Annotated in this window: 15 protein-coding genes; 4 read left to right on the top strand and 11 right to left on the bottom strand. The window is 57.9% G+C overall.

The genetic code is table 11. From position 1 onward, the window contains the following. Positions 1–100 precede the first annotated feature (100 nt). Entirely contained in the window at positions 101–259 is a 159-nt protein-coding gene (locus tag FKP33_RS27255; protein WP_181410219.1) for a hypothetical protein, read from the top strand. On the opposite strand, the gene FKP33_RS19640 is transcribed toward FKP33_RS27255, so the two are convergent. The 7 genes from FKP33_RS19640 to FKP33_RS19610 form a co-directional block, all read right to left on the bottom strand. Next, positions 254–871, bottom strand: coding sequence for an SLOG family protein (locus tag FKP33_RS19640; RefSeq protein WP_141336155.1), 618 nt, complete (start codon positions 869–871; stop codon positions 254–256). The genes FKP33_RS27255 and FKP33_RS19640 overlap by 6 nt on opposite strands. A 144-nt stretch (positions 872–1,015) precedes the next feature. Further along, entirely contained in the window at positions 1,016–1,429 is a 414-nt protein-coding gene (locus FKP33_RS19635) for a PaaI family thioesterase (protein WP_141336131.1), read from the bottom strand. Positions 1,430–1,486: 57 nt separating this feature from the next. Beyond that, on the bottom strand, positions 1,487–3,169 hold the full coding sequence (locus tag FKP33_RS19630) for a long-chain-fatty-acid--CoA ligase (protein WP_373423925.1): 1,683 nt from the start codon (positions 3,167–3,169) through the stop codon (positions 1,487–1,489). 31 nt (positions 3,170–3,200) lie between these two features. Then, positions 3,201–4,970: an acyl-CoA dehydrogenase family protein gene (locus FKP33_RS19625; protein WP_141336129.1), complete on the bottom strand. Its 1,770-nt coding sequence runs from the start codon at positions 4,968–4,970 to the stop codon at positions 3,201–3,203. A gap of 31 nt (positions 4,971–5,001) precedes the next feature. After that, positions 5,002–6,183, bottom strand: a complete 1,182-nt coding sequence (locus tag FKP33_RS19620; RefSeq protein ID WP_127607426.1) for an acetyl-CoA C-acyltransferase — start codon at positions 6,181–6,183, stop codon at positions 5,002–5,004. A 25-nt stretch (positions 6,184–6,208) separates the two neighbouring features. Next, a complete protein-coding gene (locus FKP33_RS19615) occupies positions 6,209–8,605 on the bottom strand; it encodes a 3-hydroxyacyl-CoA dehydrogenase/enoyl-CoA hydratase family protein (protein ID WP_141336154.1) in 2,397 nt (798 codons plus the stop codon). Positions 8,606–8,623: 18 nt separating this feature from the next. After that, entirely contained in the window at positions 8,624–10,810 is a 2,187-nt protein-coding gene (locus FKP33_RS19610) for a (Fe-S)-binding protein (protein WP_181410218.1), read from the bottom strand. Between the two features lie 163 nt (positions 10,811–10,973). On the opposite strand from FKP33_RS19610, the gene FKP33_RS19605 reads away from it, so the two are divergent. From FKP33_RS19605 to FKP33_RS19595, 3 genes are read left to right on the top strand one after another with little or no spacing between them, the layout of a single operon-like run. Continuing rightward, on the top strand, positions 10,974–11,558 hold the full coding sequence (locus FKP33_RS19605) for a fatty acid metabolism transcriptional regulator FadR (protein WP_054798451.1): 585 nt from the start codon (positions 10,974–10,976) through the stop codon (positions 11,556–11,558). Positions 11,559–11,591: 33 nt separating this feature from the next. Further along, the gene (locus FKP33_RS19600) at positions 11,592–12,359 is read left to right on the top strand and encodes an electron transfer flavoprotein subunit beta/FixA family protein (RefSeq protein ID WP_141336128.1); all 768 of its coding nucleotides are present in this window, start codon (positions 11,592–11,594) and stop codon (positions 12,357–12,359) included. A 42-nt stretch (positions 12,360–12,401) separates the two neighbouring features. Next, positions 12,402–13,379 carry an electron transfer flavoprotein subunit alpha/FixB family protein gene (locus FKP33_RS19595; protein ID WP_141336127.1) on the top strand — a complete coding sequence of 326 codons (978 nt, stop codon included), beginning with the start codon at positions 12,402–12,404 and terminating at the stop codon, positions 13,377–13,379. A 66-nt stretch (positions 13,380–13,445) separates the two neighbouring features. Here FKP33_RS19595 and FKP33_RS19590 read toward each other — a convergent pair whose 3' ends face one another. The 4 genes from FKP33_RS19590 to FKP33_RS19575 all read right to left on the bottom strand — a co-directional run. Further along, positions 13,446–13,982, bottom strand: coding sequence for a glycerol-3-phosphate responsive antiterminator (locus FKP33_RS19590; protein ID WP_054798448.1), 537 nt, complete (start codon positions 13,980–13,982; stop codon positions 13,446–13,448). Positions 13,983–14,028: 46 nt separating this feature from the next. After that, on the bottom strand, positions 14,029–15,531 hold the full coding sequence (gene glpK, locus FKP33_RS19585; protein ID WP_141336126.1) for a glycerol kinase GlpK: 1,503 nt from the start codon (positions 15,529–15,531) through the stop codon (positions 14,029–14,031). A 130-nt stretch (positions 15,532–15,661) separates the two neighbouring features. Next, complete coding sequence (locus FKP33_RS19580) at positions 15,662–17,359, bottom strand: glycerol-3-phosphate dehydrogenase/oxidase (RefSeq protein WP_141336125.1); 1,698 nt, start codon at positions 17,357–17,359, stop codon at positions 15,662–15,664. A 219-nt stretch (positions 17,360–17,578) separates the two neighbouring features. Further along, the coding region (locus tag FKP33_RS19575) for a polysaccharide deacetylase family protein (protein WP_306439371.1) at positions 17,579–18,396 on the bottom strand (818 nt) is incomplete at its 5' end.

Raw genomic sequence — 18,396 nt, 5'->3', positions numbered from 1 at the left:
AGAAGATGCGTGCCACTGGGTACGCAGAGTAAAAAAAAAGCCCGTCCGCAAGGGTCGGGCTGCCTGGAGCGGCAAACGCGTTCGCAGGAGGGACTAGTGGATGGACAGGGCCATTCGCATGGCTTGCAGCGGGACGCTTTTGCGGCAGCAAGCTTGCGCCTCGGCAGCCGCAGGCGGCACGTTGGCCCGCTTCTGGCCATACGCCCGCCTTCAGCGCTCCGGACGCCCGCTGCTTCGGGCTGAACCGGCGCGTTCATGAAATGCCTTCGTCATCGGAGCCAGAGTCCCCGTACTCCCGGGAATACGCCAAAGCGCCGTCGTCCCAATCGTCCAACCGCTCTTCCTCGACGATGCTTTGCAGATCGTATTCCGTAATGCTGACGATCGGATAAGGCCGCACGAGCGCTTGCCGGGCGGCCAGCTCCTTCATAAATTTCGGCGAGCCCTCCTTCTCCTCGTCATAGAGGATGACCATCCCGTCGGTATTGCGGAGCAGAAATTTGTTGCTCTCTTTAAATTGCCACCCGCCCTCATATTTCGTTTTCGTCACGCTGTTGACGTAATCGGCCCGCTGCAGTACGCCGCTGTACAGACCGCGCTTCTCTTCGCTCCACTTCTCGTCCTGCTCCAGAAACGGCGTAATGACGGCCAAACGAAGGCCCGGATACTCGGACTTCAGCTCGACCGCCGCCTCGGCCGCCCACAGCTCGACGCCCCATTGTCCGCTGACGATGACCCATTCCAGCCCATCGTCCAGCAGGGCGACCAGCTGCTTCCGGATCGCCTTCTTGATAATGCCGATGCCCGGATGCTTCAGCGAAAAAATGCCGAGCTCCGACGCTTTATAACCGGTGACAAGAACCCGCTTCATCCGCTCCCACATCCCTAGTCCGTTCATTCTCTTCCTCGTAGGTATTAGGGTAGCATAGACGAACGTGTTAATAAAGCACCGGCTTTAACGCCCCCTCCCCCACCCGCGCCTGAACGAAATAACGCCGAAGGCTGCTGCCCCCTCCTACTTCGTGCCTCCCCTAATGCGAAACGTGCCCGTGCCCAATGCGCACAGGTCACCGCTTTCGTTATACGCGCGGGCTTGCGTCGTCACCATTTTGCGCGAGCTGTGCACGACTTCGGCAGTCACCCGCAGCGTACCGAGGTTCACCGGCGCCATGTAATGGAGATGCAGGTTGGTCGTCACGACGCTCTCCCCGGGCTTCCTCGCCATCGCCGCGAGCCCCATCGCGGAGTCGATCAAGGTCGCGTGCACACCGCCATGCAGAATCCCGATCAAATTGAGATGATGCGGCTGAATGTCCAGCGTAACGACGACGCCTTCCGGCGATAACGATTCCAGCTTCGCTCCGAGGTGATCCCAGAAGGTGCCCCGGGACGACTCTTCCAGCCACTGTATATCAGATGACGGATCCATGGCCGTCTCCTCCCGTCTCCAGCCAAAATACGGGCAAATCCGCGAACGCCCGCCTTCCTAAAGGTCTTGTTTCAGCTTTTCCGCTTCCTCCTCGATCAATTTGCGGCGCAGCACCTTCCCGACGATCGTCTTCGGCAAGCTATCGCGAAACTCGAACTGCTTCGGCACCTTGTAAGCCGCAAGCCTTTCCTTGCACCACGCTTTCAGCTCTTCCGCCCCCGCCTCCCCATCCGGCTTCAGCACGATATACGCCTTGACCGTTTCGCCGCGGTACGGATCGATGACGCCGGCGACAACCGCCTCCTCGACATCCGGGTGCTCGAACAGCACTTCCTCCACTTCACGCGGATAAATGTTGTAACCGCCTGCAATAATCAAATCTTTGCGCCGATCCAAAATATAAAAATAACCGTCCTCGTCCATCCGCCCCAAATCACCGGTGTACAGCCAGCCGTCCTTCAATACCTTCTCCGTTTCGTCCGGTTTGTTCCAGTAGCCCTTCATCACTTGCGGTCCGCGAACGACGAGCTCGCCGATTTCCCCGACCGGCAGCTCTTCCCCGGTTTCCAGATCGACGACCCGGCTGTCTGTGTCCGGAAACGGAATTCCGATCGAGCCCAGCTTGCGCTTCTCCCAAATATTGTTCGCATGGGTGACGGGCGACGCCTCGGTCAGCCCGTACCCTTCAATCAGCTTGCCGTTCGTCATCCTCTCGAACTCCACCTGCACCTCATGAGGCAGCGAGGCCGCCCCGCTGATGCAAAATTTGATTGACGACAGATCGTACTCCTTCACTTTCGGATGATGGATCAGCGAAATGTACATCGTCGGCGCACCCGGGAAAATCGTCGGCTTCAGCTTGTGGATCGCCGCAAGCACTTGATTCACGTCATAGCGCGGCATCAGCACGAGACAACCCGCGACATAGGCGGATTGATTCATGAGCACCGTCATGCCGAACACGTGGAAGAACGGCAGCGCCGTCATATACTTTTCCTTGGCGACCTCCGTTCGATACGCCCAGAGCTTACACTGAATGGCATTCGCGATCAAATTGTAATGGGTCAGCATGACGCCCTTCGCAATTCCGGTCGTGCCTCCGGTATATTGAATCAGCGCCAAATCGTTCTCCGAATCGACCGGAACGCCGCCGGGTTCGGGCGTGGCGCGACGCAGCAGGTCCACCCACGATACAACGCCGCCGCCATACGCAACCTCGCGTTTCAGGCCGTCTTTTTTGGCCTTCAAGGGGTACAGCCAGTTTTTCGGAAAAGGCAGGTAATCTTTGATCGAGGTGACGATCACCTGTTTAATTCCGGTCTGAGGGACGACCTTCATGACGCGTTCGAACAGCAGATCAAGCGTGACGATCATCGCCGCTCCGGCATCGTTCAACTGATGTTCCAGCTCACGCGGCATATAGAGCGGATTCGTCATGACGACGATACCGCCGATCATCAGCGTTCCGTAATACGCAATCATCGCCTGCGGGCAATTGGGCAGCATCACAGCCACCCGATCCCCCTTGCGGACGCCAAGCCCGGACAGCGCGCCGGCAAACCGATAGGCGGCATCCAGAAGCTGACGGTAGGTCATCTTTTTTCCTAGAAAATGCAGGGCGTCCCGATCCGGATAATCGGATGCGCTTTGCACCAAAAAATGCGCTAAATTTTGCTTCGGGTATTCGTAGGTCGCTGGCACTTCGGCAGGATAATGGCTTAACCATGGTTTGCTGGACAAGTCGACCACCCCATGACTCATGATGTCGGGATCAGAGCACATATTTCTCGGCTTCGATCACGCGAGAACCGATGGAACGTTTCAGTGCGATGCTGTCTACCGCCGTTCGGCGCGCCAGCTTCTTCAGCACGGACAACTGGGTACGCAGCATATCGCCGGACTCCATAGCCGCGAGCGATTGTTTCGCCCGCGCTTCGATACGATCGAACGATTCGTGGACGAACACGGTTGTCATCTCCACAGCAAGCCGGGACTTCGCTTCCCCCGAGCGGGCCATCAGCTTCTTCGCGCGCAGCAGCGCGCTTTCCATGGCGAAGACTTCGATCATGATGTCGGCCAAACCGCTTAGTATTTCCTGTTCTTGCTCCAGCTTCATTTGATACTTCTGAACAGCTCCGGCGCCGGCCATAAGGAACACCTTTTTGGCCATCGCCAGCAGATGCGTCTCCTGCTCCAGCGCGCCTTCGAACAGCTGCCCCGGGACGAGGAACAGCAGGTCGGATTGCAGCGCCATCGCCTTCTGCATCAAAGGCAGCTCGCCTTTCATCGCGCGTTTGATCAGCGTGCCCGGGATGAGCAGACGGTTGATCTCGTTCGTGCCTTCGAAAATCCGGTTGATCCGGGAGTCCCGATAGATGCGTTCAATCCGGTACTCCTGAATAAAGCCGTACCCGCCGTGAATTTGCACGCCCTCATCGGCGACGAAATCGAGCGTTTCCGAGCCGAACACTTTGTTGATCGAGCACTCGAGCGCATATTCCGCGATTGCTTTCGCCGATTGATAGCCGGCATTCTCGCTGCCGTGACCGACTTCGGCGAGTCCTTCATCGAACAAACCGGCCGTCCGGTACACCATGCTCTCCAAGACGAAGGTGCGGATGTTCATATCCGCCAGCTTGGCGCCGATCAACGGAAAGGATGAAATTTTGCGCCCGAACTGGGAACGCCCATTCGCATACTTGGAAGCGTATTCGATCGCATCCTTGGATGCCCCGAGGCAGCCCGCCGCCAGCTTGAAGCGGCCGATGTTCAAAATATTGAAGGCGATCAAATGGCCTTTGCCGACCTCCCACAGCAGGTTTTCCGCCGGCACCTGCACGTCCTCGAGAATGAGCGGGCATGTGGACGACCCTTTAATGCCCATCTTCTTCTCTTCCGGACCGATGCTCACGCCTTCCATCGTGCGCTCGACGATAAATGTGCTGAAATCGATGCCGTTCACCTTGGCGTACACGATGAAGACATCCGCAAATCCGGCGTTCGTAATAAACTGCTTCGTCCCGTTCAGCACGTAATGCGTTCCGTCTTCCGACAAGACGGCCGTCGTTTTGGCGCCAAGCGCGTCGGAGCCCGAGGACGGCTCCGTTAAGCAGTAGGCGGCGATTTTCTCGCCGGACGCGAGCGGCGGCAAATAGCGGCGCTTCTGCTCCTCGTTGCCGAAATACACGATCGGCAGCGTGCCGATGCCAACGTGCGCGCCGAGCGTCAGCGCAAAGGAAGACGCCTTCGTCAGCTTCTCGTTGATCAGCGTCGAGCTGATCTTATCGAGACTGAGCCCGCCGTACGCTTCCGGCACATCGGCGCCGAGCAGTCCGAGCTCGCCCGCTTTGCGCAGCAGGCTGACGGACAACGCATAGTTCAGCTTCTCCACTTCTTCCTCGTGCGGGACCACTTCGCCGGCGACGAAGTCCTCGGTCGTCTGACCGATCATGCGCTGCTCTTCCGTAAAATCTTCCGGGGTTACGACTCGGTTAAAGTCGATATCGTCGATGATAAAGCTGCCGCCGATCGTTTTGCTCATCTCGGGTTCTCTCCCTTGTACGCGATTTGGATTACGCATGAACTTCGAACACACCGGCCGCGCCCATGCCGCCGCCGATACACATCGAGACGACGCCGATGCCGCCTCCACGGCGGCGCAGCTCGTGAATGAGCGTGGCGGACAGCTTCGTGCCCGTACACCCGAGGGGGTGGCCGAGCGCGATCGCGCCGCCGTTGACATTGACCTTCGCTTCGTCAAGCTCCAGCTGGCGAATGATGTGCACGCACTGCGAAGCGAAAGCCTCGTTAATCTCGAACAAGTCGACGTCGGCAAACGTCAGGCCTGCCATCTTCAGCGCCTTCGGGATCGCTTCGACCGGGCCGACGCCCATAATCTCCGGCTCCACGCCGGCGAGAGCGAACGAGCGGAACGTCGCCAGCGGCTGCAAGCCGAGCGCCTCGGCGCGCTCCCGGCTCATGAGCACTGCCGCAGCCGCGCCGTCGCTCATCTGCGACGCGTTGCCCGCCGTCACCGTGCCGCCGAGCTTGAACGCCGGCTTCAGCTTGCCGAGCGTCTCAAGCGTCGTATCGGCGCGGACGCCTTCGTCTTCCTCGAAGACGAACGTCCGGCTTCTCACCCTGCCGCCGTCGTCGACCTGTTGGAACTTGACCTGCACAGGCACGATCTCGTCGCGAAACTTGCCTTCGCGCAGCGCAGCCGCGGCCTTCGCATGAGAACGGGCGGCGAAGCGGTCCTGATCCTCGCGGCTCACGCCGAAGCGGTCGGCGACATGCTCGGCCGTATGGCCCATGCCGATGTACACCTGCGGCATTTGCTCCACGATCTTAGGGTTCGGCGACACCTTGAACCCGGTCATCGGCACGTGGCTCATGCTCTCCACGCCTCCGGCGATCAGCACATCCGCAGCGCCTACCATGATGCGCTCCGCCGCGAACGCGATCGACTGCAAGCCGGACGAGCAAAACCGGTTGACCGTCAACGCCGGCACCGTCGCCGGGAACCCGGCGTACAGCGACATGATGCGGGCGAAGTTGAGCCCCTGCTCGCCTTCCGGCATGGCGCAGCCGATGATGATGTCCTCGACGTCCTCCTTCTTCAGCCCGGGGGTCCGCTCCACGACGGCTTGCAGCACCGCCTTGCCCATATCTTCCGCGCGCGTCTGGGCGAAGCTGCCTTTCTTCGCCTTGCCGATCGCGGTTCGGGCGATCGATACGATTACCGCTTCTTTCATTCGCCTTCCCTCCTCTGTCGAATAGTCAGTTCCGCAGCGCTTTGCCCTTGGCCAGCATGTGCTGCATCCGGGCTTGCGTCTTCGGCTCGCCGCACAAGCTCAAGAACGCTTCGCGCTCCAGATCGAGCATGTATTGCTCCGTGACGAGCGAACCGGCCGGCACATCGCCGCCGGCAAGCACGTGAGCGAGCTTGTTCGCAATCTTCAAGTCGTGATCACTGATGTAGCCTCCCTGCTTCATCCCGTAAGCGCCGAGCTGGAGAACGGCTTTGCCCTCTGCGCCGACGACGCGGATTTTCTCCTCCCGGATCGGCTCGTAGCCGCCGCGCGCGAGGCCAAGCACGGACCGCTTCGCTTCGTAAATCAGATGCTCCTGATTCACGACGATACGGTCGGTCGGCTTGAACAAGCCGAGCTTCAACGCGTCATGGCCGCTCGTCGATACTTTCGCCATGCCGATCGTTTCGAACGCCTGGTTAATATACGGCTGCATATCCGCATCGGGATGCGTAACACGCTGGCTCGTGCGCAGCGCCAGCTCCTTGCAGCCGCCGCCGGCCGGAATCAGGCCCACGCCCGCCTCCACGAGGCCGAAATACGTCTCGGCCGCAGCCACGATCCGGTCCGCCGGCATGCAGGCTTCGACCCCGCCGCCGAGCGTCATCCGGTGCGGCGCCGCGACGACCGGCTTTTCGAACCGTTTCACCTTATACATCGTGTTCTGGAACAGGCGGATGATACCGTCGATTTCGTCCCATTCCTCGTCCTGGGCTTCCATGAGCAGAATCATAATATTCGCGCCTACGCAAAAGTTCCGTCCCTGATTGGCGATGACGAGGCCGTCGTAATTGCGTCGAACCTCCTCCAAACTCTGCTGGATCATCACCAAAATATCCGCGCCGATCGCATTGTTCGGCGAATGGAACTCCAGGCACGCCACCCCGTCGCCAAGATCGATCAGGCTTGCGCCGCTGTTCGACTTCACGACTTTGTTATGCTCCTTCAGCCGCTTCAACGAAATCTCTTCCGCAGGCGTTTCCAGCTGCTTATATTCGCCCCGGCTCACATAGAACGTCGCGCCTTCCTGCTTGCGGTAAAACGACGTGTGGCCTGCCGCCACCCAGTCCTTCACCCAAGCGGGCACCGCCGTTCCTTCCGCTTCCATGCGCTGCACCGACTTCGGCAATCCGATGGCATCCCACGTCTCAAACGGCCCAAGCTCCCAATTGAAGCCCCACTTCATCGCCTCGTCGATTTCCCGGACGGTATCCGCAATTTCGCCGAGCTTCTCGGCCGAAAACACGAGCACCTTCTTGAGAATGTTCCACGCCAGCTCTGAGTAGCGATCGCCTGCGCCGATCAGCGCCTTCGTCTTCTCCTTCGCGCCTTTAGCGAGCTTCGCCGCTTCGAGCGAAGCGGAGGACGGCTTCTTCTGCGGCTCGTATTCCATCGCAGCTACGTTCAAAGAGAGAATTTCACTGCCGTTCGGACCCTTCTGCTTCAAATAAAAGCCTTGACCCGACTTCTCCCCGATCCATCCCTTCTCCACCATGCCGCGCAGCGCCGCCGGGACGGCAAATACAGCTTTCTCCGCTTCGTCCTGCGTCGATTCGTATACGTTGTTCGCGACATGCACGAACGTATCGATTCCGACCAGATCGAGCGTGCGGAAGGTGGCGCTTTTCGGCCGGCCCATCGCAGGCCCGGTGACGGCATCCACCTCTTCGACGGCGAAGCCTTTGTCCAGCATTTCCTGCAGCGTCACGAGCAGCCCGTAGGTGCCGATCCGGTTGGCGATGAAATTCGGCGTATCCTTCGCCAGTACGACGCCTTTGCCAAGGCGCTTTTCGCAAAATTCCCGCATCCCGCTGACGATGTCAGGTTCCGTGAGCTTGCCCGGAATCAGTTCAAGCAGCTTCATATACCGCGGCGGGTTGAAAAAGTGGGTGCCGAGGAAATGCCGCCTGAAAGATTCGCTGCAATCCGCCGACATGGCCTCGATCGAGATGCCCGACGTGTTCGAGCTGACAACCGTGCCGGGCTTCCAATGGGCTTCGACCCGGGACAACAGCCGCTGCTTGACCTCCAGATTTTCAACGACGACCTCAATGACCCAATCGACATCGGCGATTAACGCCAGATGATCGTCCAGATTGCCCGGCGTAATGCGGTCTGCGAACGCGTCGTCATACAGCGGCGAAGGCTTCGTCTTGCGAAGCTTCTCCACCGCCTGTGCGGCAAGCCGGCTGCGCACGGCCGCGTGCTCCAGCGTAAGCCCTTTGGCCGTCTCCTCATCCGTCGGCTGCTTCGGCACGATGTCCAGCAGCAAGCAGGGAATACCGGCGTTCGCCAAGTGGGCGGCAATGCCCGAACCCATCACACCGGACCCGATTACCGCCGCTTTACGTATCGATCTCATCATCATGGACCTACCTCCGTCTCAATGCGTAGTGGGAATTTGGGCATTTCCGGAGCCGAATACGGCTTGCTCCAGCAGCTCCGCGATATCTCTGGCTTTCACTCGGGATTCGATCTCCTTCATCTTCGTCCCGTCCTCCATCATCGTTAAGCAGTACGGACACGCGCTGCTGATGACCGTCGGGTTCGTGCGAAGCGCCTGCTCCGTCCGGGCCGCGTTGACACGCTTGCCGGACGTCTCTTCCATCCACATCATCCCGCCGCCGGCGCCGCAGCACATCCCGTTCTCGCGGGTGCGCTCCATCTCGACGAGCTCCACCCCGGGAATCGCCCGCAGTACGCTGCGCGGCTGATCGTACACGTTGTTGTAGCGCCCAAGGTAACACGAATCGTGGTAGGTGACGCGCTCCTTCAGCTCATGCTGCGGCTTCAGCCGGCCGGTGCGGACCAGTTCGTCGAGCAGCTCCGAATGATGCTGCACCTCCACGCCCTCCAGGCCGAAGTCCGGATACTCGTGCTTGAGCGTGTTGAACGTATGCGGACAGGCGGTGACGATTCTCTTGACGCCGTATTTCTCGAATGCTGCGATATTTTCAGCGCACAGCTGCTGGAACAACATTTCGTTGCCGAGTCTGCGCGGCGTGTCGCCGGAGTTTTTCTCTTCATTGCCGAGAATCGCGAAGCTGACGCCAGCCTCATGCAGCAGCCGGACGAAGGCGCGGGAAACTTTACGGCTGCGCAGGTCGTACGAACCCATCGACCCGACGAAGAACAAATAGTCGAAGGCCGGGTTTTCCTTCACCGTCGGCACCGCCAGCCCTTCGATTTCGCCGGTCCATTTGCTCCGGTCGCTGCGGCTGAGACCCCACGGATTGCCTTGGCGTTCAATGTTTTGCATCGCGCGCTGCCCTTCATGCGGCATGCTGCCCTGCATCAGGACCAGGTGCCTGCGCAGGTCGACGATCTTGTCGACATGCTCGTTGCCGACCGGGCATTGGTCCTCGCAGTTGCGGCACGTCGTACAGGACCAAATTTCGTCCTCCGTCATCACATCGCCGATCAGCTCCACTTCCGTCGCCGATTTCCCGGTTTGCGTCTTCCACGAAGCCTGCTGCCACTGCAGTGTAGGGCGAATATCGGTTACAACGTCGTCACCCGCTCTCCAGCCGACGCCTTGATCGTCCATCGCAGTCATCATATGAGCGCCCGCGGACGAGCCAGCTGGCCCGGTAAAGGCGAATTCCGGCACCCAGGGTGACTTGGACGTCACGGCCGCGCCCTTCTCTACGAGATGGTCCCGCAGCTTCACGATCAGATGCATCGGCGACAGCGTCTTGCCGGTGTTCGACGCCGGGCATACGTTCGTACAGCGTCCGCATTCGACGCATGCATAGAAGTCAAGCATCTGCTTCTGCGTGAAATCTTCGATCCTGCCGACGCCGAACGATTCGGCCTCCTCGTTCTCGAGATCCAGCTTCTTCAAGCGGCCGACCTGCTCCTGGCGCCGGAACCAGATGTTGACCGGGGCCGTCATGATATGAAAGTGCTTCGATTGCGGCACATAGACCAGAAAGGCGAGCAGAATGAGCAGGTGAAGCCACCAGCCGGCGTAAAAGGCGGCCTTTGCCGCACCGGCGGACAAGCCGACGAACGATGCGGCGATCGCGGACGAAATCGGAGCGTAGGCGCTTGCCGGATGCCCGAGCCATACGCGTTCGAACGCAAGCGACAGCAGAACCGAGAGCATCAGGCCGAGGATGAAGAAGAGGACGAGGCTCGGCTTCCATCCCTTTTTCAACCGGGGCAGCTTCTCGGCATACCGGCGGAACGCCGCATACCCCATCGCGATCAGGATCGAGAAGACAGTCGCCTCCTGCAGCAGGCTGAACGCGTCGTAGCCCGGGATCGGCAGATTCTTTCCCCCGGTCAGTCCCTTAAAGATCAGTTCCAAAGCCCCGAATTGCAGGATGATGAAGCCGTAGAAGATGACGAGATGCATGACGCCGCTTTTCCTGTCTTTCAGCAGCTTGGTTTGCCCGAAAATCTCGGCCATGAACGCCCCGGGCTTCTCGCGGCCCTGCCTTCTGAAATCGGCAGGCTGCCCGAGCTTCATATACAAATAACGGCGGTACACGGCTTTGCCGAACAAAAGGACGCCGTATCCGGTTACGGCCACAAACAACAGCGCGTTCACGATCTGCCACATCATCTCGCCCGACCTTCCTTTCAACTGATTTGGAAGCGGTTACAAACAGATTTCATAAAAATCTTATGAGTGAAATACGTTGACAATAAGTACCGTTTCTCATAAGATTAGGATAATGAATGAGTATTCATTCAGTTATTTGAATCTTAACATCGGGGTGCCCGAAATGACAAGTAGGAAAAAAGAAAAATATCATTTTATTTTGGACGCCGCCTTGAAAGTGATTGCCGAGAACGGGTACCACAACGCACAAGTATCGCGGATCGCCAAGGAAGCCGGGGTCGCAGACGGGACGATTTATTTGTACTTCAAAAATAAGGAGGACATCCTTATTTCGCTGTTCCGGGACCGGCTCGGAGACCTCGTACAGCTGTTTCACGACAGCATTCAGGAAACCGATTCCGCGGATGAAGCGCTTCGCAAAATATGCGAAATTCACTTCACCCAGCTGGAGACGAACGTCAACCTGGCCTACGTGACCCAAATCGAGCTCCGGCAAAGTTCGATTGAGCTGCGCAAGGCGATCGGCGAAGTCGTGAAGACGTACATCGAGCTCATTGAGAAGGTGCTGCGGCAGGGCATCGACGCCGGCTTGTTCCGTGCCGATCTGGATGTGAAGCTGACCCGGCTGCTGGTGTTCGGAGCCATGGACGAGGTCGTCACGTCCTGGCTCATCTCCGGCCGCAAATATACGCTCGCGTCGCAGGTCGACAAAACCGTCGATTTTTTCATCAGAGGCTTGAAAGCATAGGTTCTCTATATTGTATGGGGAGGGGCAGTACACATGAACATTTATGTGCTGATGAAGCAGACGTTTGACACGGAGGAAAAGATCGTGATCGCGAACGGCGCCGTATCCGAGGACGGCGCGAAGTTTATCATCAACCCTTACGACGAGTACGCAGTGGAGGAAGCGATCCGCCAGAAGGAACGGCACGGCGGCGTCATTACGGTCGTCTCCGCAGGACCGGAGCGGACCGCCGAAGCGCTGCGGACCGCCTTGGCGATGGGAGCGGACGAAGCCGTGCTCATCACGGACGACCGGCTCTCCGGGGACGAGTATGCCGTATCCAGGGCGCTGGCCGCTTATCTCGGGCAGCAGCCCGCAGACCTCGTACTCGGCGGCAACTTCTCGGTCGATACGGGCGCCGGTCAAGTCGCGGTTCGCGTCGCCCGGCTGCTGAACCTCGCGCATACGTCCTCGATCACGAAGCTGAACATCGCAGACGGGCGCGCCACCGTACTGCGCGACGCCGAGGGCGATACCGAGACGCTCGAAGTGACCCTCCCCGCCCTGTTTACCGCGCAGCAAGGCTTGAACGAACCGCGGTATCCGTCCCTGCCCGGCATCATGAAGGCAAAGAAGAAGCCGTTCCGGCAGCTGACTCTGGACGATCTCGGTTTGAGCGAGGCGGACATCGCGCCCCGGACGGTGCGCGAGTCGCTCTCGCTGCCGCCGGCGCGCCAGGCGGGTCAGCTGCTGTCCGGCGATCCGCAGCAGCAAGCCGCCCAACTCGTGCATCTGCTTCGTACGGAGGCGAAGGCGCTTTAATCGAAGCGCCCGACATTACGCATACCAAGGAGGGTTCACCCTATGAGCCAAACGTATATGATCGTCGCGGAAGTACGAGGCGGCAAGCTTCGTCAAGTCTCATTGGAAACGCTTCACGCCGCCGCTCTGGCCAAAGGCGAGGGCGACCGCATCAAAGCCGTCCTGATCGGCCATCAGCTAGCCGAATTCGCGCAGGAGCTGTCCGGATACGGCGTCGATCAGGTCGTGACCGCGGATCACGCCGGGCTCGCGCACTACAACCCGGACACGTATTTCGCGGCTTTATCGGAGATGATCGACGCCGTTCAGCCGTGCGCCGTCTTCTTCGGGCATACCTCGACAGGCCGGGATTTGGCTCCGCAAGTCGCCGCCCGGCTCGGCGCCGGACAAATATCAGATGTGATCGCCCTGGAGAAGGACAGCTACGGGCTGGTGTTCACACGGCCCCTGTATGCAGGCAAGGCGTTCGAGAAGAAGCGGTTCACGCAAGGACCGTTCGTCGTCACGATCCGGCCCAACAACATCTCCGCCGCCGCAGCTGTGCCCGGCTCGCAGGCCGAAATCGTGCAGGCCGCTTACGTCCCTGCCGCCGATCTTCGCTCCGTCGTGAAGGACGTGGTGCATAAAGCTTCGGGCAAGGTCGATTTGACCGAAGCGAAAATCGTCGTCTCCGGCGGCCGCGGCGTCAAAAGCCAGGACGGCTTCAAGCCGCTCGAGCAGCTGGCTGAAGTGCTGAACGCCGCCGTTGGCGCTTCCCGCGGCGCATGCGACGCGGGATACTGCGACTATGCGCTGCAGATCGGCCAAACCGGCAAAGTGGTGACCCCGGAAATTTACATCGCCTGCGGCATCAGCGGCGCCATCCAGCATTTGGCCGGCATGAGCCAATCGCGCATCATCATTGCCATTAACAAAGATCCCGACGCACCGATCTTCCAAGTGGCCGATTACGGTATCGTCGGTGACCTGTTCGAGGTCGTGCCGCTCCTGACCGAGGAGTTCAAGAAAGCTTTGGCCTGACATCAACAAGAGCACCCTGACCATACGAGGTCAGGGTGCTCCACGAAACTTTCAACTCTTATGAGGTTACCACAACTCCGCCCTGCTGGTGGATACGGCAATCGCGCCGGCCTGGAATAAGGTGGCTACGTCCTCTTTCTTCTCAACGAACCCGCCAAGAATAATATCCACACCCGTTTCTTTCTTTACGGTTTCCAGCTTCGGATAAGAGAAGCTGGGGAGGATTTCAATATAGTCCGGCTTCACTTGCGCCGCAGCATGAATAATCGTTCTTATGGAATGAGAATCGATCAGAAAGCCCCGCTGAATGGCGCTCAACCCGTATTTCTTCGCATGAATCAAGGAAGAGGTTCTCGTACTGATCACGCCATCGATCTTGATCACTTTGGACAGAAAATGAATGGATGCCTCATCTTCCTTGATGCCTTTGACCATATCCAGATGGAGATAAATTTTCTTTTTCGCTCTTTTGACGCTTTCGACGATGCCTTGCAGCTGGATGAGCTCGCCTTCAAGCAGGAAAATCACATCTTGCGGCGCAGCGAGCGCCATTTCCAGCTCTTTAAAATTTCTTACGGCCGGTATAACCATATTTTTGATCATAACGCGTCCTCCACGTCCAGCTTATCTTCCTGACGTATGGATGGTGTCACTCTTCGTCCTTCTCCCATTCCATCGTTCGTTTCACGGCTTTCTTCCAGCCTTTGTACAGTTTCGTGCGGACTTCTTCCTCCATATTCGGCACGAACGTCGCATCCCCGCTCGCACGCTTCGCAATATCTCCTTTGTCCCAGAAGCCGACAGCGATCCCAGCCATATACGCTGCTCCGAGTGCCGTCGTTTCCGTCACCTGAGGCCTTTGTACGTTCACCCCCAGAAGGTCTGCCTGGAACTGCATCAGCAAATTGTTCGCCGTAGCTCCGCCGTCCACCCGCAGGGACTGCAGCTTCAATCCGGAGTCGCTTTCCATCGCGCTCAGGACGTCCTTCGTCTGGTAAGCCAGCGAGTTCAGCGTAGCTCTTATAATATGCTCCTTTTTGGTTCCCCGCGTTAAGCCGAACATGGCGCCTCTCGCGTACATATCCCAGTAGGGTGCGCCTAAACCGGCAAAAGCAGGTACAACGTACACGCCGTCGGTATCTTTGACTTTGCCTGCGTAAAACTCGGAGTCCGCCGCCGAATCGATCATTTTCAACCCGTCGCGAAGCCATTGCAGCGCTGCTCCGGCAATAAATATACTTCCTTCCAGCGCATACTCGACTTTGCCTTCCATGCCCCATGCGATCGTCGTCAACAGCCCGGACTTGGAGGCAACTGCCCGGTTTCCCGTATTCATCAGCATAAAGCAGCCTGTGCCGTACGTATTTTTGGCCATGCCCGATTCGAAGCAGGCTTGCCCGAACAGCGCCGCCTGCTGATCGCCCGCAACCCCGGCGATCGGAATTTCGGAGCCCCCGAATGTTTGCGGATCGGTGACCCCATAGAGGCCCGCGGACGGTTTGACTTCAGGCAGCATCGAGAATGGAATCCCAAGCTCCTTGAGCAGCTTTTCATCCCAGCACAGCTCTTTGATATTATACAGCATCGTACGGGCGGCGTTGGAATAGTCCGTGGCATGTACCTGCCCCCGCGTTAATTTCCAGATCAGCCATGTATCCACGGTGCCGAATAACAAATCGCCCCGCTGCGCTTTTTCCTTGGCTCCCTCGACGTTGTCCAGGATCCATTTGATCTTGGTGCCCGAGAAATAGGCATCGACGACAAGTCCCGTGTTGTCCCGAATGTAAGGCTCCAGACCTCTTTCCTTCAGCTCGTCGCAAATCCCCGCCGTTCTCCGGTCCTGCCATACGATTGCGTTGTATACGGGTTTTCCGTTATGTTTATCCCAGACGACCGTCGTTTCCCTCTGGTTCGTAATCCCGATCGATGCGACCTCCTGCGGGCGTATGCCGACGGTTTCCAGAACTTCCCGTGCTACCCCGCTTTGCGTTCCCCAAATTTCCATCGCATCGTGCTCGACCCAGCCGGCTTTCGGATACAACTGGGTGAACTCCTTTTGAGCCATGCCTACGATCGTTCCCGCTTTATCGAAGAGAATCGCCCGGGAGCTGGTCGTACCTTGGTCAAGGGCGAGTACATATTTCTTGTCCACACAAAAACCTCCTACTTATGTCTTGCTCCTGTCAAAGCACCCGTCATTTGCACGGCGTTGCATCCGGGAACCTGACTCCAGAAGAAATTCTCCGCACCGGCTGGCGCAATCGTCCCTTATCCATTCCGGCTTAAATGGCTTTGGAGTAGTTCCGCTTGGTCTCATCGCGAGGCGTGACCGCATCCTGCATCTCTTGTTCCAATTCGCTCGCGTACCTTGCGGCGGTCTCTTCGTCCCACCCGAACATCATCTTCATGCAATGAACGACCTGGTCCTTATATGCCTTGGCCAGACCCATATGAAACAGGACGGCCCCTGACCGCCGAATCAGGAAATCGACCGGTTTTACCGACATTTCCTCCTGTACGGCATACATCAAGCTGAGATACAGGTCGAGAGGCAAACCATACTTCTCCGCCTCGGCCTTGCCATTTCCCGATTTTGCGATCTCCAAAATTTTATCGATATTAGAACCGTATAGCTGCGCCAATTTCCGGCCGCTCTCCAAGCTTAGCCCATATTGAAGCGCAAGTGTAGCCTTTTCTTCAACAAAATGCGCAAAATTCGAAGATCCGCCTACATCGCCGCCGGAGATAGGCAGCGTTTTGGTCCTGCAGGGTTGAAAGGTAAGCTGATATTCGTGATGAAGGTGCTCCGCAACCAGGTCGACGACCATCTCGGACATCTTCCGGTAGCCGGTCAGCTTGCCGCCGGCGATCGTGATCAGCCCGGAGTCCGATTCCCAAATTTCATCTTTCCGTGAAATTTCAGAAGGGTCCTTGCCTTCCTCATAGATTAAAGGCCTTAAGCCGGCCCAGCTCGATTCTATGTCTTGCTCACGAATGCGCACATCAGGGAACATGTCATTGATGGCCTTGATCAAATAGCTTCGATCTTCCGTGGACATCTTCGGATGTGCGATATCCCCTTCATAAAAAGTATCCGTCGTCCCCACATAGGTTTTGCCGTTCCGGGGAATGGCAAAGACCATCCGCTTATCGGGAGTGTCAAAGTATATGGCCTGCTTCAACGGAAACCGGCTTTGATCAATGACGATATGCACGCCCTTCGTCAAGCGCAGCTGCTTCCCTTTTTTGGAATTGTCCTTCTCGCGCACCGTATCTACCCACGGCCCTGTTGCGTTTACAATCTTTTTGGCAAACAGCTGTATCGTTCTTCCCGACAACCGATCGACAACCTGGGCTCCGATTGCCTTGCCGTCCTCATACAAGAACTGCTCGACTTTCGCATAGTTCACAGCGAAAGCGCCAAAATCTACCGCGCGTTTAAGGACTTCGATCGTCAGTCTGGCATCGTCCGTCCGATACTCGACATAATAGCCGCTGCCTTTCAAGCCTTTCTTCTGGAGCAAGGGCTCCCTTTGGAGCGTCTCGCTGACATTCAGCATCTTGCGCCGCTCGTTCGGCTTCACGGCGGCTAAGTAATCATATACCATTAAACCGATCGAGGTTGAAAAAGTGCCGAACGTTCCGCCTTTGTAGATCGGCAGCAGCATCCACTCCGGCTTCGTCACGTGCGGGCCGTTCTCGTACACGACGGCCCGTTCCTTGCCCACTTCCGCCACCATTTTGACTTCGAAGTTTTTCAAATAACGCAGTCCGCCATGAACCAGCTTCGTGGAGCGGCTGGATGTTCCCGCGGCGTAATCCTGCATCTCTACCAATGCGACCTTCATCCCCCGGTTAGCGGCGTCTAAGGCAATACCGCTGCCTGTAATTCCGCCGCCTATCACTAATAAATCCACATGCATACCGTTTATTTGGTCTAATAAGGCGTCACGATCGAGCCCTGAAAATTTGGATGGCATCTGCTAAAACTCCCTCGCCGTTTGATTTACATGGTTGACGGAAACACAAAAATCCACACCCATTCGTATCCTTATTATGCCTAAGGATACCAAAAAGTGTGGATCTCAACATTCTCCGTCACATTGTATTTACTTGATACTAATCATAGTATTAGATGCAGCCGCTGTCAAGGGAAATGATCAGGGGCGTGCCTGGATTCGCCTTTCGTCAAGCGGGCGCTACGGCTTGCTCAACCTGCGGACCCATTCCGACAAGCGCTCTTTGCCGTTCACATAAATACGCTTCAGCTCCAAAGGCGGCTGCGCCGAAGTGGTCCAGCCTTGCCGGATTGTAAAGGCGTAACGGAACCCGGCTTCCTCCAGCACGGACAACGTAGTCTTGTTGAATTCGCCGTACGGGTAACAGAAGACGTCGGCCTTCGTCCCGAGCTTCTCCTCAATGAGCTGGCGCGCTTCCGTAATTTCCTCCTTCTGCTTCTCGGGAGAAAGCTTGGGCAGATGCGGGTGCGTCATGCCGTGCGGCTGAATATCCCAGCCCGACTCGTGCATTTGCTTCACCTGCTCCCAGTTCAGGTAACCGTCCTGACCTGCGACGCCGGGAGACATGAACAGCGTTGCGGGAAATTGATGCTTCTGCAGCACAGGCATCGCGTGCTCGAAGTTGTCTTCGTAACCGTCATCGAACGTCAGCAGCACGGGCTTCGGGGGAGCCGGCTTCTTTTTCTCAAGGATCAGGATAAATTCGGTTAAGGAGAGCGGCGTAAATCCGTGCTCGGCCAAATACGACATTTGAGCGGCGAACTTGTCCGTAGCAAGCACCAGCGAATTGCCCGGATCGTGACCGATGCTGTGGTAGTTGAGCACGGGCATGGATACCGTCTTCTTGTCTAGCGCAGCGGGGAAGGCTTCCGCCTCCGCGTTCGCGGAGGACCCGGCGTACACGACGGCCGTTACAGCCTCACGGCCTTCCGCAGCCGCTTCCGCCGCGGCTTGGGAGGCCGCCGCGGACGCAGCCGTCTCGTTGACGCCGGGCGATG

Origin of the sequence: Paenibacillus sp. tmac-D7 (genome assembly GCF_006519665.1) — a bacterium.
GTDB classification, from domain to species: domain Bacteria; phylum Bacillota; class Bacilli; order Paenibacillales; family NBRC-103111; genus Paenibacillus_G; species Paenibacillus_G validus.
This window is presented reverse-complemented; position numbering and strand designations above follow the sequence as displayed.

Coding starts and splice junctions, on each gene's coding strand:
- FKP33_RS19580 (WP_141336125.1), bottom strand. CDS start 17,359: ATGCCATCCAAATTTTCAGGGCTCGATCGTGACGCCTTATTAGACCAA.
- FKP33_RS19605 (WP_054798451.1), top strand. CDS start 10,974: ATGACAAGTAGGAAAAAAGAAAAATATCATTTTATTTTGGACGCCGCC.
- FKP33_RS19590 (WP_054798448.1), bottom strand. CDS start 13,982: ATGATCAAAAATATGGTTATACCGGCCGTAAGAAATTTTAAAGAGCTG.
- FKP33_RS19625 (WP_141336129.1), bottom strand. CDS start 4,970: ATGAGCAAAACGATCGGCGGCAGCTTTATCATCGACGATATCGACTTT.
- FKP33_RS19600 (WP_141336128.1), top strand. CDS start 11,592: ATGAACATTTATGTGCTGATGAAGCAGACGTTTGACACGGAGGAAAAG.
- FKP33_RS19610 (WP_181410218.1), bottom strand. CDS start 10,810: ATGATGTGGCAGATCGTGAACGCGCTGTTGTTTGTGGCCGTAACCGGA.
- FKP33_RS19635 (WP_141336131.1), bottom strand. CDS start 1,429: ATGGATCCGTCATCTGATATACAGTGGCTGGAAGAGTCGTCCCGGGGC.
- FKP33_RS27255 (WP_181410219.1), top strand. CDS start 101: ATGGACAGGGCCATTCGCATGGCTTGCAGCGGGACGCTTTTGCGGCAG.
- FKP33_RS19640 (WP_141336155.1), bottom strand. CDS start 871: ATGAAGCGGGTTCTTGTCACCGGTTATAAAGCGTCGGAGCTCGGCATT.
- FKP33_RS19620 (WP_127607426.1), bottom strand. CDS start 6,183: ATGAAAGAAGCGGTAATCGTATCGATCGCCCGAACCGCGATCGGCAAG.
- FKP33_RS19595 (WP_141336127.1), top strand. CDS start 12,402: ATGAGCCAAACGTATATGATCGTCGCGGAAGTACGAGGCGGCAAGCTT.
- FKP33_RS19615 (WP_141336154.1), bottom strand. CDS start 8,605: ATGATGAGATCGATACGTAAAGCGGCGGTAATCGGGTCCGGTGTGATG.